This is a genomic window from Gilliamella sp. M0364 (assembly GCF_016100565.1).
Classification (GTDB): Bacteria; Pseudomonadota; Gammaproteobacteria; order Enterobacterales; family Orbaceae; genus Gilliamella; species Gilliamella apis.
Map to the genome: position 1 here is coordinate 765,408 of NZ_JACFSF010000001.1, position 15,711 is coordinate 781,118.

The following is a 15,711-nucleotide window of genomic DNA, read 5'->3' on the forward strand; positions in this document are numbered from 1 at the left end:
TTATACTTTGATGAATTAAGATTGAGTTAATACTTTGCAGATTAGATAAAACGACTAATTGCTCTTTTGAATCATTATGTAAACAATTAACAATGCATCCGAATATGGAAAAAATACACTTGATAAATATTGAAGATAGTATGTTACATTTTCATATTGAGTACAAAACTAGAGGAACACCTATTCCTCATACACATCGTTATTATGATAAAAAATTAAATTTAATCAATATACGTTGAACCGAGAATATAACTATATAAAAAATATATATTTGCAAGTATTCTATCTGGAATTTTTTGGTAAAGAAATAACTGATTTCAGGATAAGTCATTTTTATTGTAGTGTTAGTTATCTTTCTTCCCTGTAGTATCACTCCATCATTTATTTGTAAAAATAATTGAGGAGTGTATACCATCAAATTAATATTTGGGGATTAATAAAGCACTCTCGTTTGGATGATTATGGATAAAGGAATTAGCTATGCTTAAGGCTCATTTTAACTAAAACTATTACCTAAATAGACATACTACTACAAAAATATAACATCCTACCTAGGCATTAAAATTGATAATACACTAGCAATAACCTAAATAAATTTAGATTTAATAGTACTGTAACAGTCTTTGATTAAAGGTTAATATTCAAAGCTTCTTGTAACTGTTTTGCTTTCGCCACTGCTGTTGACTTTAATTTTGATGAAGCTATTTCGTGCAGACCTTCCCATTTAGCATCTTTGATGTAACCACGCAATGCAGCTTCTTTCAAATAAGCGGAATACTGTAACGATATGTCTAAAATACGATTTGTCCAGACTGGTATTTTTTCTCCTCGGCTAACGAGATTACCAACAAAACGAACACATTCAATTAAAATAGGCCAAAGTAATGGTAAAAATTTAATTTCTTTCTCTAATGACCTAATAAGTTTTGCAGGACTTACAATGGGATTTTTTAAAAATAGTAAAATTGCTCTACGAACAGTTTCTTCATCAATGCGACTCGTTAAAACATAATTTTCAGCAAAATAGGCCCCCTCGCCATCTTGAGCGAGAAGTCCAATAACAATTATTAATAAAGTATTCGATAATGCTGGTATTTCTGTACTTGACAATGGGCCATCTTCATTTTTTAACCAATTTCGATATTTGCTCACCAGTAAGGCTTTTTTATCATTATCCCAATGCAAATAAACACTTTCTTGGCTATCTGTTGTAAATTTAGGGTGTTCCATGGGAGCCGGATATGCTTGACATTGCCCTTCTATTTCTAAATCAAAAAACCAATTTGTTTTTACTATATGAAAAACACGGTCATTAATATCTGGTAGTTTCAATGTAAAAATGAAAGCGGAATTAGATTTGCTTTGCTCAAATAAATCAATTGAGATAATAGCGCCATCATCAAGTACCGGAATGTTTCTTTCTTTTTTAGGCCAAATTTTATCAAAATCAGTTATATTAACTTCATCAGAATTTTTTGATTTAACAGACTTAATGTCTGGTAATTGGGTAATAATATATTTTGCTACACTGATTGCTCGTGAACTACCTGTTTTTTCAGCTAAAGCTCTCAAACCTAAAAGATCCAGTTGGTTTGGCGACGCAAGTCCATTGGTAACTGCAAACTGAACTTCGGGTAAAAATTCTGCCATAGCATCTACAATTTCATCAGTTCCTAATAGCAATCTCGGCGCTTTTAAAGATGCTAAAATTAATTCATCTAAAATTGGCCATACAACGGATAAAAGCCCTTGCTGAGCAATATTTGACAGCGTTGCAACTAAGCTAACTAATTTAGAAGGGGTTCTATTTGCCCAATCTAGCAAGAAAACATCAGCAATTCCTGGGATAAGTAAGCCTCTTTCCCATGCCTCATTCACGGCTAAGGCTATATCAGCTATAGCACGAGATGATGCTGAACGCTGTGCTGCAAGAAAATTCATTGCCGCGCCAGCAGTTAACGGTATTTGCCTCCTAGCAATTTGTCTAAAAATGAGACCCTTGACATGTTCCGTTTCATTGAAACAAGAAACACTCAGTCGTATAGCAGCATCACCCCAGAGCGGAAACACTGAAAACGCATTAGTCAAATCACCTAAAGAATCAAATCGTTTAGGGAAATATTGTAATGATGGAGTGGTTGGAATTTTTATATCCCAAAAATATTCCTCATTATAATCTAATAAAACTTCTTTTACAGGGCAATCAAGATAAGCTAAAACTATGTTACCAGCGTTAACAGGCATTTTTTTACCTGATTGTAAAATGACATCAACCTTTAACGTTTTTAATAAGTTTAAATTTTTACTACTTTGTGTTTTGGTATCCAAACGAGTTAAAGCTAAAAATATATCCGCTTCAAGTGCATCAATATTATTTTTCTGGTATTTTTCTAGTCGTTTACAAAGATCATCTACTGTAATTGAAAGGTCATTCTTACTGGGAGTTGATAAAATACAAGGCAATTGATCTAAATTTTTGCAAACTACATAATTACGAGCATGCAGTACTTCATGTACCATATCTTTCTGATCTGCTCCCCAATAGCCTTCAGGTTCAATTCCTTTCACCCAACAAGCAATCAAATTAAGTAGTACATCAACAGATGTTGGTTTCACCCCCGTCAAACTTGTTCTAGCCGATTGAGGATCGTTATAAGCGATCTTATTTGCAACAGCTAAAAATCTTTCAGCAACAGTATCACAAACAAACTCTCTTCGACTAACCAGTTCACTGGCAAGCTCTGTTAGTGCTTGAGGTGTAACTTCTCCCCAATCAAATTGAGGACATGTCCACAAAGATGGTGTTTTTTGCCAAAGATATTTAATGTCCTGTGTATGACTTTCTTCAATTTGTGCATAATTGAGTTGCCAATGGTAAGCCAATTGACGAGCTAGCTTTGCAATAGATTTATCTTTATCGTCACACCATATCGCCAGCCATGGTGTGAGTTGCGCTACATCACTAGCGGCTTTTCTTGTCATTGCTGTTTTTAAAACTAACTGTTTTGTTGATTTAACCTTTGCTGAGAATGAAGCTATCATTACCTCATTTAAAAGTTCATCATCAACATTCTTTATCAATATAGGCGCAATTTTTGCAATTACATCTGATTCACCTTTGGCAAGTAAAGGAATCAAAACAGCTGTTCTTTCACATAACGTTGTAGTACTTATCCCCAACCCCTCTATTGCACTAATCCAAACCTTTCTATCCCCAGGTCGACTGGCAATATCTAACGCAAAAAAGATAAACTCTATTGCATCGTGTTTTGAGAGCCAACCTTGTTTAACACCTTCGATAAATACAGAAAAAAATGGTCCAGTTGCAGGTACATTGACGGCAATCCCTATTTTAATATGCTCAGAAAATCTGCGTTTTATTTGTTCTTGTGTTGGTAACTCTTGAGTCGATACTGCTCTAGAATAGTCTTCAGCAGGTAATCCCATAGACAAAGCAGCATAAACAGCCCAATCTTTCATATATTCGTAGCTTTCAGGAATAGCTAAATTTAACTGATCAACAAGTTGAACGGCAATATCACCAAATACACTTGAAGAGTGTTCAAATACTCTTCTTCTGGATACGCAAGCTTTACTGATAAAGTTAGTCGCATATTTTTCACCTTTATCCTTAATAATAGGCAGTAATAAGGGCTTATCAGCAAAATAAGCAAACTCTAGAGCACGGGTGATAGAAACGCCAATCCTAATAGCATACAATGTGATATGTTTGAGATTGCATTCAATATATCCTTCATTGCTGTAATCGCTGTTTGCCTCTCTTTTAATAAGACGCTCCCAGTCTCCATTTTTTAGACCATTCAGCGCTATTTTTTGTTGTTCTTTTGTGCCTAGTGGTTGCTGTAATATGGTATCTATAGTTACTTTTTCCCATCCCAAAGAGTTAAAAATAGCAACGGCTTCTTCAAGCTTAGAGTTCATAAATACCTTCCTTGATTTGTACAGCTAAAACGTGCTTACAGGGTCCTTTTTTCTGTTGATTTTTAAGATACCAAGTACATGTACATTGTGGATTGCAATTCAGTTGATTTGTAGGAATAGACACTCGATAACAATCATCTGTAGAATTGACCATCCATGTCATCTCATCAATTTTTTCGATCCGATCAACTAATTTATGCGCACCAATAAGACGTGGATTATCTTTTAAAACTCGGTTCGGATCTTCTGGTAATTCGCGATGAAAATAAGAACCTTCATATGCATCAAACCCAAGTTTTCCAGAAACGGCAAGATAAGCAAGTGCGCGCTCAATACGATAAGCCTCTAATGCTGAAGCATTTGACAATTGTTCTTTATTAATAAGCGCATCAAACTGTAAAAGATCATTCACTATTTTTGAATCTTTTTGTTCTGCAGATGAAACTAAAGATGTTAACAATGCTCCTTCACCAGAATATCCTTGCCATGTTTCAGCTGTTAAACTAAGTGTTAAACGAGCACCTAAAAGGCTTACTTCAATCATGCATGGCCCCTGCTCGTTATTTTGCAAACAGTAAAAGGTTAAACTTTTAATATTAGTTATTAGGCGCTTAAGTGCATTGAGACGATGCAAGCCAGATATATAAACACTATGCGTATCACTTCTAGACATTAATTTAATACCTGAACGCGATAATACAAGCCAACCAGATTGATTTTTACTCGTTACATTAGGTAGAGTACTCACAAACATTTGTGCTTGAAGTCCTTTTATTGTAAAAACTGGCTTCATGTTTTTATGAATTTCAGCGATATTGCCTAAAGCTCTTATCCACCGATTAGGCATTTGAACAGGCCGTTGTAAAATGATTTTATCTAACCCATTGAGATGATTGCCTTTATCCTCTATATGCCGTGTTGCTAACCCTTGATCACCTATATTTAAATGAAGTCTGTCTTTACTATTAACCTTAGCAAGCGCTTGTCTTAAACCAATACCAATATCAACATTAGTAGTACCTCGATAAATCTCTCCATCAAGGCCTTCTCTTAATAAATCTAAACGTGCATATACCCCATTACAGGCAGAAAAACACTCTGCTCTTACACGATCACCTTGCGCTGAAAGTACCGGATCTTTTTGAAACTCAGGCTTATACTGGAAATAGTTCGTAGAAGTAATGTCTGCTAATACAAGCAAGCCTCTTGCAATAATTTGCGGGTAAAGCGAAAAACCAGAAAAAAATACCGGATGATGAACAATACCTGTTGGCGTCAAAGCAGGCGAAAGCGCTAAAGCTAGTGCTCCATCAGTAAAATTTGATTGCTGAAAAAAAGCTCGCACGGTTTTTCCTAAATAAAAAATTTAAACAAATACTAAAATAGAACCAATGCTACATATGATATCTTTTAAGATTATATAGTTTATTGATAATTAGTTTATCAAAAACCAACAAAAAAGTGAGTTTTTTTAAAGGGAAACATTGCTTTTAGCATCTATTTATTAGAAGATTATTTATATTAGAGTTTTTATGAAAAATATCTGTTTTTAACTCTTATCTACCAATTTTATTGGCAATATTGAACGCCAAATATTTGTACAATAACAAAATTAAAATACAATAAACAACAATCTTTACTGAAATGCATACTTAGATTATTTGTTGCATATAAAAATATAGGAATAGAACACATGAAAGAACTATTAAAACAAATCACTCTATTATCTTTGTTGTTTGCAGCCCCATTATTTGCCAACCCAACTACTGAAAACATATCCATATTTAAAAAACAGAAGGAAGTTTTAAATGATGGAATAGAATATTTAACTTACTCAGCAGATATTGATGATGGTCGCTTTGTATTTATTGTTAATAATTATTCTGATAAAAACGATTATTCCAGAGAAGCGGTTGCGAGATATATCGTCGGTAACAATATTTATCGTGTAGTTTTAGTTGAGTTTTGTGTCGACGAAACTGATCTATGTGGTGAATTACCTACATTATTAACCCCGGTAGAAAAATTTGCTGATACTTTCTATCATGGTGAAGATCCTACAAATTACATTTGGAAGATCACTTACGTCAAAAATGATAAATTAGTCACTATTGAAGAATTTGCTACAATACCTAAAGTAGGTGATTTAAATGATTTTGTTGGTAAAATTCCGTCAGAGGAAGATGAAGAGGAAGGTATGGACTCTTCTATAAAGTATAATGAACAAGATATTAATTATAAACCATACATTCTAGATTGGGGCTATGGACCAAAAGTCAAACCATAATATAGAAAGATAATTTCATTTTAAACTGTTCAAGTGTATCAACAAGGTGAACTTTCTTACTATTTTATTTTTATGATATCTTTTTTTAAATAGTATAAAAAATGCAAACAATTGTTTGCATTTTGTTAGTTTATAGTTGATAACTACCATTTATAGTTAAGCGTTCCTACCACACTGCGTTCCGCACCGTAATAACACCAATAACTACAAGGGTATTTTGAATTTGGTATTCAATATCTTGAGCAATAAGCATACTAATTTAATTATCCATCCAATTACACTATAAAGTTATCCTATCTACCTATTCTGCTCCTATTTTCCCATTGTTCTGCTTGCATAGAATGCATTTAAAAATGCCAATACTATTGAGCCGATTACAACTGGAAAATAACCAAATTTTTTTGCAAGATAATAACTTAGTGATATCACGATAAATCCACATATAAAACTTGGTGCCGATTGAGCATTACAGGCAGTAGAACGTGCCTGTGAACTATCTGAGTTGTCCATTATGATGGCAGTAATCGCAATAGACATTAAAGGTAAACTAAAGAAGTAAAGAAAACAGGCTAAATAGACATTAAAAATATTAACATAACCTAACGAGATCGGGATGAATGCAAGTAAAGCAAACGCCTGAAAAAGTAATGAATAGGTTAAACTTTGTTTCCTAGATAATCGTTTGAGGATTTTTGCCACTAATATAACAGCCACTAAGCTAACAATGGATCCAAATACTTTTAATAAAATAGCAATATCTGATAATGCCCAACCCTCATCGACAAGTATTGGTGATAATAGATTATAAGCCGGTAGGAAACTAAACGGCATAAGTATCAAAATAATTAACCAATTAATTCTACCTTTCCAGATGATAATCAGATCTTTCCAATATTTAGGATCCATATTTTCATATATTGGTTTATTTTGACAGTAACGGTACTCTGCAAAAAAGAAAAGTTGAATTAATGTAAATCCAATTAAAATAGTAATTAATAATAAACAACCCATCCAACCAATATAGGCATAAAGTAGTAAAATTACTCCGCCGCCTAAAATATTACCTATCATAGAACCACTGGTTTTGATACTTGAAATAAGATAACGTTGCTGAACTAAAAAAATATTACAGGCTAATCCTGATATGGCTAATTCTTGAGTTGCAGTCATGGTCGAAAAAATAAAGATGATGGGTAAAATGATATAAAACTGTTGTATAGGATCTAATAAAGCTATATACACCAAGCAGACTAACATTAAAGTTAAAGAGATAAACAACCAATTGCGATAATGAGATATCCGTCTTTTTAAATATTTATCAATAACCGGTGCCCATAAAATTTTTAAACCAATTGGTAACATCATTAAAGGAATAAGACTTAATTGATCTAACTCCATGCCATCTTTCCTTAGGATTAAAGCTAAGGCGATAGTCAAAAAGCCAATACCAACATATTCTGTAATATAAAGACTTACAAATAAAAACCATACATTTTTAGGTAATCTAATTGTTGCTTTGTCATTCATTTACTCATTTTCCTTTTGCAGTACCTATTTTGTGGTCATAATATTTTCATTAATATCATTCTTTAATAGTACAAATATATTTTAATAACCCTTTACCACTCATAATTCGGTAAATTTAAAACAATCAGTTTTGTAAAACAAAAACAAATTTATATCCTTTATGCATCTAATATTTAACTGATTTATCAATAGTTTATTTGTGCAGAAATACCTACTTGTCGTGGTTGTTGATAAGTACTATATCGAGAAGATGAGGACATAAAGTACAAACTAAATAGACTAAATTTTACAGTTATTTTTTTCATCCGAATATACTAAAGTTGATAATGATTTTCATTTGCGATCATATAGATTAGAAAATAAGCTGTCAAATAGCTGTTTAAAAAAATCAATATTATTAAATTAACTTGATTTTATTCAGAAGGAATAACTAAAATTTATAATCAAGTTAAATGATATATAAAATAAAAAACCCTAGTTAAACTAGGGTTTGATATGTAGACAGATGAATTAATCTAAGTGATTAACTATTTTTTCTTCGCTTTTCCTTGATACTCAGCATAATACTCTTGAGCAAGTTTTCGCATTGATAAGCCAATCGCTGCATATTGATATTCATTTAAGTTGGCTAATGAAGCTCGAGCCGAAGGATGCTGTACAGCAAATCCTTTACCAGGTAATAAAACAACCCCTGCTTCATCGGCAATTCTAAATAACATCTCAGATGGATTCTTATTTTTTAGGATCCATTTAGCAAATTTGTCATCATAAAGCTCACGACAAATATGTTCTAGATCAATTAAGGTATAGTAATCAACACTGTTTTCATCAGTATGATGCGCAAGCCCTAAATGTTGATATAACGAAGCCGCTCGACGACGGATCAATGATTTTAATGCAGCTTTATAACTTTGATCGGTATCCATCATCTCACACAATGCAAATAATACCATTTGTACTTGTTGTGGAGTTGAAAGCCCAGCGGTATGATTTAGTGCAACTGCACGGCTATCAGCCACTAAACGATCAATAAATTTTAGGTTTTCAGGATCAGTTACAATAGAACTATAGCGTTTATTTAAAATCTGTCTCGTTTTGCTTGGTAATGCCTTAATTTTTTTATCGAATATATTATCACGTGCTGTTGCAATAACACCTAAACGCCAACCGGTTGCCCCAAAGTATTTAGAAAATGAATAAACTAAAATGGTATTTTTTGGACAAATAGCAAACAAGGATTGGAAGTTATCAGCAAATGTGCCATAAACATCATCAGTCAAAATAATTAAATCCGGACGTTTTTTCACAATATCAGCAATGATCTGTAAGCTTTTATCATCAATTTTTACTGATGGTGGGTTTGATGGGTTAACTAAGTAGAAAGCTTTAATAGCAGGATCTTCTAATTTGCGCAGTTCCGCTTCTGGATATTGCCAATTGGCATCAGGATCAGAGTTAACTAAAACTTCTACTAATTGATAATCATTAAGCTCTGGAATTTCTAAATATGGTGTAAAAATAGGTGCGCCAATGGCAATTTTGTCACCTTTTTGGATTAAGTTATTTTCTTTCATAGAATTGAAAATATAAGCCATTGCTGCTGTACCGCCTTCAACGGCAAACAGATCCAGATCATCACGACCAAGATATTGTGCCCCCATTTGAGTGAGAACATATGCTTTAACTACCTCCTCACTAAAACGTAGCATTCTGTCAGGTACAGGGTAATTACAGCCTAAAATACCTTCCACCATCTCTTGTAAAAATGCATTTTCATCTAGGCCAAGCTGATCGCGAATATAAGAAAATGCTTTACCTAAAAATGACACACCCGGAGTTTGATAATTTTGACGAACAAAATGTTCAAAACGACCAGTTAAACCAGCCTTAATTGGCATACCACCGACACCTTCATTCATATATGAAAAAGACATTTCGGATTCTTGTAACGCAAAAACACCAAGTTGAAAAAATGCTTGTCGTGGCCATGTTGCCAAAAAATTAGGATTACCACGCCCCGCATTTAACATCACACGGTCAGTATGGCTTTGTGCTAGTTTAATTAAATTATCTTTCAATTCAAAAGGACTTAAATTCGCATATTTTGCATATTCATTATTACTTTTCATAACCATGTATCCTTAATTTGAGATGTCAATTAAACAAAAGCAACAACTAATGGTCCTAATAACGTTAGGAAAACATTAGCTAAAGCATAGGTAATAGCAAAAGAATTGGTAGGCGTTGAGTTACCCGCTTTATTAAGTACTTCACCAAAAGCAGGATTCGCACTGCGAGAGCCAGCTAAAGCCCCGGCAAATACCGCTGAATTTTTATAACCCAAGACATACTTACCAAAATAAATACCAAGTAACATCGGCAATAAAGTCACCACAACACCGATTAAGAATAATGAAAGACCTTGATCTTTAATTGTATTAATGGCTTGTAAACCTGAACTGAGACCAACCACTGCTACAAAGCCAGCTAGACCAAAATCTTTAAGTAATTGCACTGCTCCGGTTGGAATATTTCCAACAGTTTGATGTAAGGAGCGATACCAACCAAACAATAAGCCTGATAATAATGCACCACCACCTGCACCTAAAGTGATTGGAATATCACTGACTCTGATCACAATAAGACCAATAATAAGTCCAACTACCAGACCTAAACCATGGAATATCCAGTCAGTTTTTTCACTTTTGGTAATCGGCGCACCAATTCTATCCACTACACGCCTTAAATCACCATCAGTACCATAAATAGTAATGACATCACCTAATTTAAATACCATATCATTATTTAATGGCAATGGTTGTCCATCACGATGAACAGCAATTAAATAAATACCATGCTTTAACTTCATCACTTCGTCAGATGAAAGCACTTGCGTTAAATTTTGACCGACATATCGAGTATTACGCATTTCAACATCTTGGGTATTCATCACCACATCCATACCCTGTGCTGAATTCACTTCTTCACCCAATAAATCAGCTGCAGCAATCATGGCATCCCGATGACCAACAACCAAAATAATATCTTTGGCTTTTAATAAGGTTTCAGGTGCAGCTTCAATAATACGATTGCCACGTTTGATTCGCTCAATACTAATACCATTAATCACCTTTTCTAAACTTTCAACGGTTTGATTAACCTTATTAGTAATACGATATAAGCGACCAGTTACATCAGATAAAGCAAAGTTTTGACCACTACCTAATAAAAGTGAGCCATGTAATTGTTCTGCTTCGGCCTTAATTGCATCGTCGTTAATTTCTCTCCCCATAATTTTCGGCAAAATGTTGACACAAACAATAATCGCGCCAAGTGAACCGAAGATATAAGTCACTGCATAACCAATGGTCACATTACCTTGTAATCGGCTTAACTCTTCTGGGCTTAAACCTAGCTGAGTTAACGCATCTGATGCCGTACCCATAATAGCTGATTGAGTTAATCCTCCTGCGGCTAAACCAGCAGCAAGACCTTTATCTAAATGGAATAATTTGGCTAACACAACTACTGTTACAAAACCGGCAACAGCAATAAATAATGCTAAAAAGATTTCACGAAGAGTTTTAACCCCTAATGAACGGAAGAATTGTGGTCCACTTTCGAAACCAACAGCATAGATAAATAAAGCGAAAAGCACCGCTTTAACGCCAGCATCGACAGTAACACCAAATACACTTAATGCCACTGCTACCAATAATGAACCAGCAACACCACCTAATTGAAATTTACCAATTCGAATTCCACCAATCAAATACCCTAAGCTTAAAGAGAGAAATAAAAGTATTTCGGGTGAATGCTTAAGTCCATCTAAAATCCAATTTGAAAGCCATTGAAACATAATAATTGTCCTCAAGTGCTAAGATTTATGAAATAGAAAAAGATAGAAAAGAAAAGATTGGAACTTGAATAATATTCATACTAATTTATGAATATGGATATATTTTAAACTTCAATACCAAGAATAGATAGTTAATTTTAACGATTAATATTATTGTCAGTAAATAACATTATATTGTCTAAAGTAGTGAATGGAAAAATATAATATCAATAATGAATTCAACATAAAAAAGCCCAAACAAATTTTGGGCTTAGTGGTTCTTTCTTTGAAAATAAAAATTATTTTTAGATTAAATTTTTATTTAGCTCTGAAAAGACTTTCTCTAATTTTAACATCAAGATTATTTACCCAACGATTGTAATTACGATGTACTTTTCCTTTACTATCTTGCAAGTTTGGACTAACAGACACGTAATTGATTGAGTAACTTGTTGCAGAATAAGGGATATCAACTACAATTTCAAATTTACGGTTGAATAAATGACCTCTAATTGTATTGCTATTTAAGACTTCCATTTTCCAAGTACCGAATGCTGCTTTACCTTTTGTTCCACTATCCAAAATAGCTTGTTTAACCTGTTCTTTAGTTAAACCACTAACAGGGGTAGTGATATTGTGTGGTGCTTGATATTTACCGGCACAACCAAATAATAGTGAAACTAAGAAAAATGCAGCAATATATTTAAAAAATTTCATTGTTTACTCCTTTAAGATTATTTTTATTAACGTTTTTTACATATAAGTAAAGTATGACCAAATCCAAGTCCATCAATATCTTTCTCAACGTGAAAACCAGCTTCATTTAAACATTGATAAAACACTTTAGAATGATAAAAACGACTATTACCGTTAGCTAAACAGGTAAAATAGAGAGAGGAAGCATTTAAGCTTAAAGCTCCTGCTTCAAAATTTTGACGATCCCAAAAAAGATCCATAATACAGACTGTAGCATCATCATGCATACTACGATGGATTAATTTTAATATCTGGGTAATTTGATCCAAACTAAAGCAATCTAGAAACTGACTCATCCACCATACATCTGCTTGATTGGGTAAAATTTGAGCATCCAATAAATTAACAGAGACACCATCAATACGATCATCATAACCTGCTTGTTTGATGTTTTCGTTAGCGACAGCTATTTGTTCAGGTAAATCTAAGATTGTTACTTGAGTTTTCTCTAAATGCTTAGCACAAAAAATCGCCCATTTACCTGTGTTTCCACCAATATCATAAATATGTTTTGGTTTTAATTGAATAATATAAGGCAAAGCAGCAGGAAAAGAGTGATCCGAATAAAAATGATCGAACTCGAACCAACTTTTTTTAGCTTGTTTTGGTAATGATTGTAATATTGGATAAATCGTTTTTCCCTCACCAAAAATTTTCAAGCCGCTTGGTTCACCCTTTTCAAGCGCTTCTTGAAGAAAAAACATGCTTTGATAGCAAATATCTTGGGAAAAATTGAGGTTAACTTCTGTCATTTTGTCATGTAATAAAAAATGACCTATTTTACCTAAAATATAGTTTGAATCTTGTTGATAAATGACACGTATGCTAAGTGCAACATCTAACAGTAGTTCAATTGCGTAAGAAGATAAAGAAACTTTTTTAGTTAGGTCATCTAAGTTAATACCATTTTTTCCAGCCTGATCAATTTGAGATAAAATCCCATGATTTTTAATAGCGATGATTGCTTGGAATAAAATTGGTGCAAAGGCAATTTTTTGGGCTTCTGTAATTGCTTCTAATGCAGTATAAATTTCTTTATTAAATCCATACTTGCTGTTTTCTTGTTCTGTCAATCTCTTGCCTTTTTATTGTTTTACTGTATTGTATAAATTAAATTTGATGTTTCTCAAGAATTATTGATTTAATAATATTACAAAAAGTAACTAAGTAAAGAATTAATTAAAAACATTACTATGAAATTTTCTTTTTCAATCGAAAATTGGTTTGCTTTATCTGCGGGTTTATCTTCTAAATCTGACTGGCAATTATGGTCAAAACAGATTAACCACAATTGGGATTTACCACTACCCAAACTCAATAAACTACCTATGATGCAAGCAAGGAGGATGAGTATTTCATCACGCCTAGCTGTTGAAGTTGGTTTGGAGCTTATTGAAAATAACAAACTTGACTTAGCAATATTCTCAAGTAGGCATGGTGAACTTGAAAGAACATATAAAATACTTACAGCATTAAATCAAAATGTTGATATTTCACCAACTGACTTCGCATTATCAGTACATAATACAGCATCAGGATTATTCACGATTATTGCCAAACAAAAAGTGCCCGTCACTTCACTTAGTGCAAATGATGATAGTTTTCAGCAAAGTTTGTTAGAAGCACTACCGATATTACTTCAAAAAGATAAAAAAGTACTATTAATTGATTTTGATGGTATGATACCTCAATCTTATCAAACAATTGTTCACCAATTAATTCCTTACTATGCGGTAGGATATATTTTAACTAAAGGTAATCAATTTACTTGTCAAAGTATTGAAAAAACATCACAATCAAATCAAATCGACTATCCTCAATCGTTAGCTTTTTTAAATGCATTTTTAAATAAACAGCAACAATTCATCATAAAAGGTTTATCTCAAGATTGGCAATGGACTCTCAATACATAAAAAAACGAAAACCATATACCTTAAATCAGTGGTGGCGATTATTCGCAACTGCATTGGGTTTTATTATATTTGGTCTTTATGGGTTAATCGTTCTTTCGATAATCTGGTTTAGTTTATTGAGGTTATTCGTATGGAATAAACAAAAAAGAACAATAATTGCTCAATATAGCATTAGTATAAGTTTTAAAGTATTTTTGTGGATAATAAAATATCTAGGTATTTTTAATTATCAATTTACAGGAATTGAAAAATTAAAACACGATGAAGGATGTTTAATCATTGCAAATCATCCCTCTTTATTAGATGTGGTATTGCTGGTATCCGTTATGCGTAGATGTGATTGCTTGGTTAAAGGAGCTTTACTTAATAATATTTTCATCAGTCGCATTATTAAAACGGCAGGTTATATTCTTAATGGAGAATCAAGCAGGATACTACCACAATGCAACGAAATCTTGTCTAACAAGGGTAAAATTTTGATTTTCCCAGAAGGAACAAGAAGCATACCCAATAACCCTATAACATTACAAAGAGGTGCTGCAAACATAGCATTACGTTGCCATGCAGATATTCGAATCATACATATTCAATGCAATCCACCTTGGTTGATAAAACAACAAAAATGGTATGACATTCCTAAAAGAAAGGCAGTTTTCAATATCAATGTCGGTGAAAAGATTAAAATTGAAGACTTTTTAGACCAAAATACCACTATTGCCGCAAGAAAACTGACAAGACATCTTGCATCATTGTTAACCCTAGAACAATTAAAAGAATAACAGATACAAAGGAAATAAAATGGAAACTCTACATCATGATATAAAGGCATTAATAATTGATGTTCTTAATTTAGAAGATATCACACCTGAAGATATTGATACCCAAGCTCCACTATTTGGAGATGGATTAGGTTTAGATTCAATAGACGCACTAGAACTAGGTCTTGCGATCAAAAATCAATATGGTATTGTTTTATCATCTGAAAGTGAAGAAACCAAAAAAGCATTTTACTCAGTTGCAACTTTAGCTGATTTAATTAGTTCTCAACAGTAATAAGGAAGTTTTTTAATGGATAAGCAACAAATTTTTCAACAAGTTCAATCTGCACTAGTGCAACTTTTTGAATTACCTGCCGATCAGATTAAGCCAGAATCTAAACTTTTTGAAGAATTAGACTTAGACAGTATTGATGCTGTAGATTTAGTCGTACATTTACAAAAAAAGATTGGTAAAAAAGTAGATCCAGAAACATTTAAAGCAGTTAGAACCGTTCAAGACGTTGTTGATGCAGTAGACAATTTAATGAATACCAAATAGCATAATGAATAAGGTAAAGTTAATAATAAAAGCAATAACAGGGGTTATCCTGTTTTGCTACCCTTTAGTTATTTACTTATCTTTCAAATATCAAGTAATCAATATTGCTATTTTATGTATTGTTACATTGT

12 protein-coding genes are annotated in these 15,711 nt (G+C 33.0%); 5 read left to right on the forward strand and 7 right to left on the reverse strand.

From position 1 onward, the window contains the following. Positions 1-627: 627 nt before the first annotated feature. Positions 628-3,942 carry a hypothetical protein gene (locus tag H3U96_RS03500; RefSeq protein ID WP_198195603.1) on the reverse strand — a complete coding sequence of 1,105 codons (3,315 nt, stop codon included), beginning with the start codon at positions 3,940-3,942 and terminating at the stop codon, positions 628-630. Continuing rightward, positions 3,932-5,287, reverse strand: a complete 1,356-nt coding sequence (locus tag H3U96_RS11390) for an SWIM zinc finger family protein (protein ID WP_198195605.1) — start codon at positions 5,285-5,287, stop codon at positions 3,932-3,934. The genes H3U96_RS03500 and H3U96_RS11390 overlap by 11 nt, the downstream gene beginning before the upstream one ends. A 348-nt stretch (positions 5,288-5,635) precedes the next feature. Between H3U96_RS11390 and H3U96_RS03510 the strand changes: the two genes are divergently transcribed. Next, positions 5,636-6,229: a hypothetical protein gene (locus tag H3U96_RS03510; RefSeq protein WP_198195607.1), complete on the forward strand. Its 594-nt coding sequence runs from the start codon at positions 5,636-5,638 to the stop codon at positions 6,227-6,229. A gap of 312 nt (positions 6,230-6,541) precedes the next feature. Here the strand turns inward: H3U96_RS03510 and H3U96_RS03515 are convergent, their stop codons facing one another. The 5 genes from H3U96_RS03515 to H3U96_RS03535 form a co-directional block, all read right to left on the reverse strand. Continuing rightward, a complete protein-coding gene (locus H3U96_RS03515; protein ID WP_198195609.1) occupies positions 6,542-7,756 on the reverse strand; it encodes an MFS transporter in 1,215 nt (404 codons plus the stop codon). Positions 7,757-8,283: 527 nt separating this feature from the next. Continuing rightward, positions 8,284-9,885, reverse strand: coding sequence for a bifunctional aspartate transaminase/aspartate 4-decarboxylase (locus H3U96_RS03520; RefSeq protein ID WP_086320576.1), 1,602 nt, complete (start codon positions 9,883-9,885; stop codon positions 8,284-8,286). Positions 9,886-9,914: 29 nt separating this feature from the next. Next, the gene (gene aspT / locus H3U96_RS03525; protein ID WP_086357074.1) at positions 9,915-11,615 is read right to left on the reverse strand and encodes an aspartate-alanine antiporter; all 1,701 of its coding nucleotides are present in this window, start codon (positions 11,613-11,615) and stop codon (positions 9,915-9,917) included. A 297-nt stretch (positions 11,616-11,912) separates the two neighbouring features. Continuing rightward, entirely contained in the window at positions 11,913-12,311 is a 399-nt protein-coding gene (locus tag H3U96_RS03530; protein ID WP_034904273.1) for a hypothetical protein, read from the reverse strand. A 26-nt stretch (positions 12,312-12,337) separates the two neighbouring features. After that, positions 12,338-13,423, reverse strand: a complete 1,086-nt coding sequence (locus H3U96_RS03535; RefSeq protein ID WP_108720845.1) for a class I SAM-dependent methyltransferase — start codon at positions 13,421-13,423, stop codon at positions 12,338-12,340. A gap of 120 nt (positions 13,424-13,543) precedes the next feature. On the opposite strand from H3U96_RS03535, the gene H3U96_RS03540 reads away from it, so the two are divergent. From H3U96_RS03540 to H3U96_RS03555, 4 genes are read left to right on the forward strand one after another with little or no spacing between them, the layout of a single operon-like run. Beyond that, entirely contained in the window at positions 13,544-14,263 is a 720-nt protein-coding gene (locus tag H3U96_RS03540; protein ID WP_065578620.1) for a beta-ketoacyl synthase chain length factor, read from the forward strand. Beyond that, on the forward strand, positions 14,245-15,042 hold the full coding sequence (locus tag H3U96_RS03545) for a lysophospholipid acyltransferase family protein (RefSeq protein ID WP_065578619.1): 798 nt from the start codon (positions 14,245-14,247) through the stop codon (positions 15,040-15,042). Before H3U96_RS03540 ends, H3U96_RS03545 begins: the two co-directional genes overlap by 19 nt. Before the next feature lie 19 nt (positions 15,043-15,061). Next, complete coding sequence (locus tag H3U96_RS03550) at positions 15,062-15,316, forward strand: phosphopantetheine-binding protein (protein WP_065578618.1); 255 nt, start codon at positions 15,062-15,064, stop codon at positions 15,314-15,316. A 15-nt stretch (positions 15,317-15,331) separates the two neighbouring features. Next, complete coding sequence (locus H3U96_RS03555) at positions 15,332-15,580, forward strand: acyl carrier protein (protein ID WP_034904287.1); 249 nt, start codon at positions 15,332-15,334, stop codon at positions 15,578-15,580. The last annotated feature ends 131 nt before the right edge of the window (positions 15,581-15,711 follow it).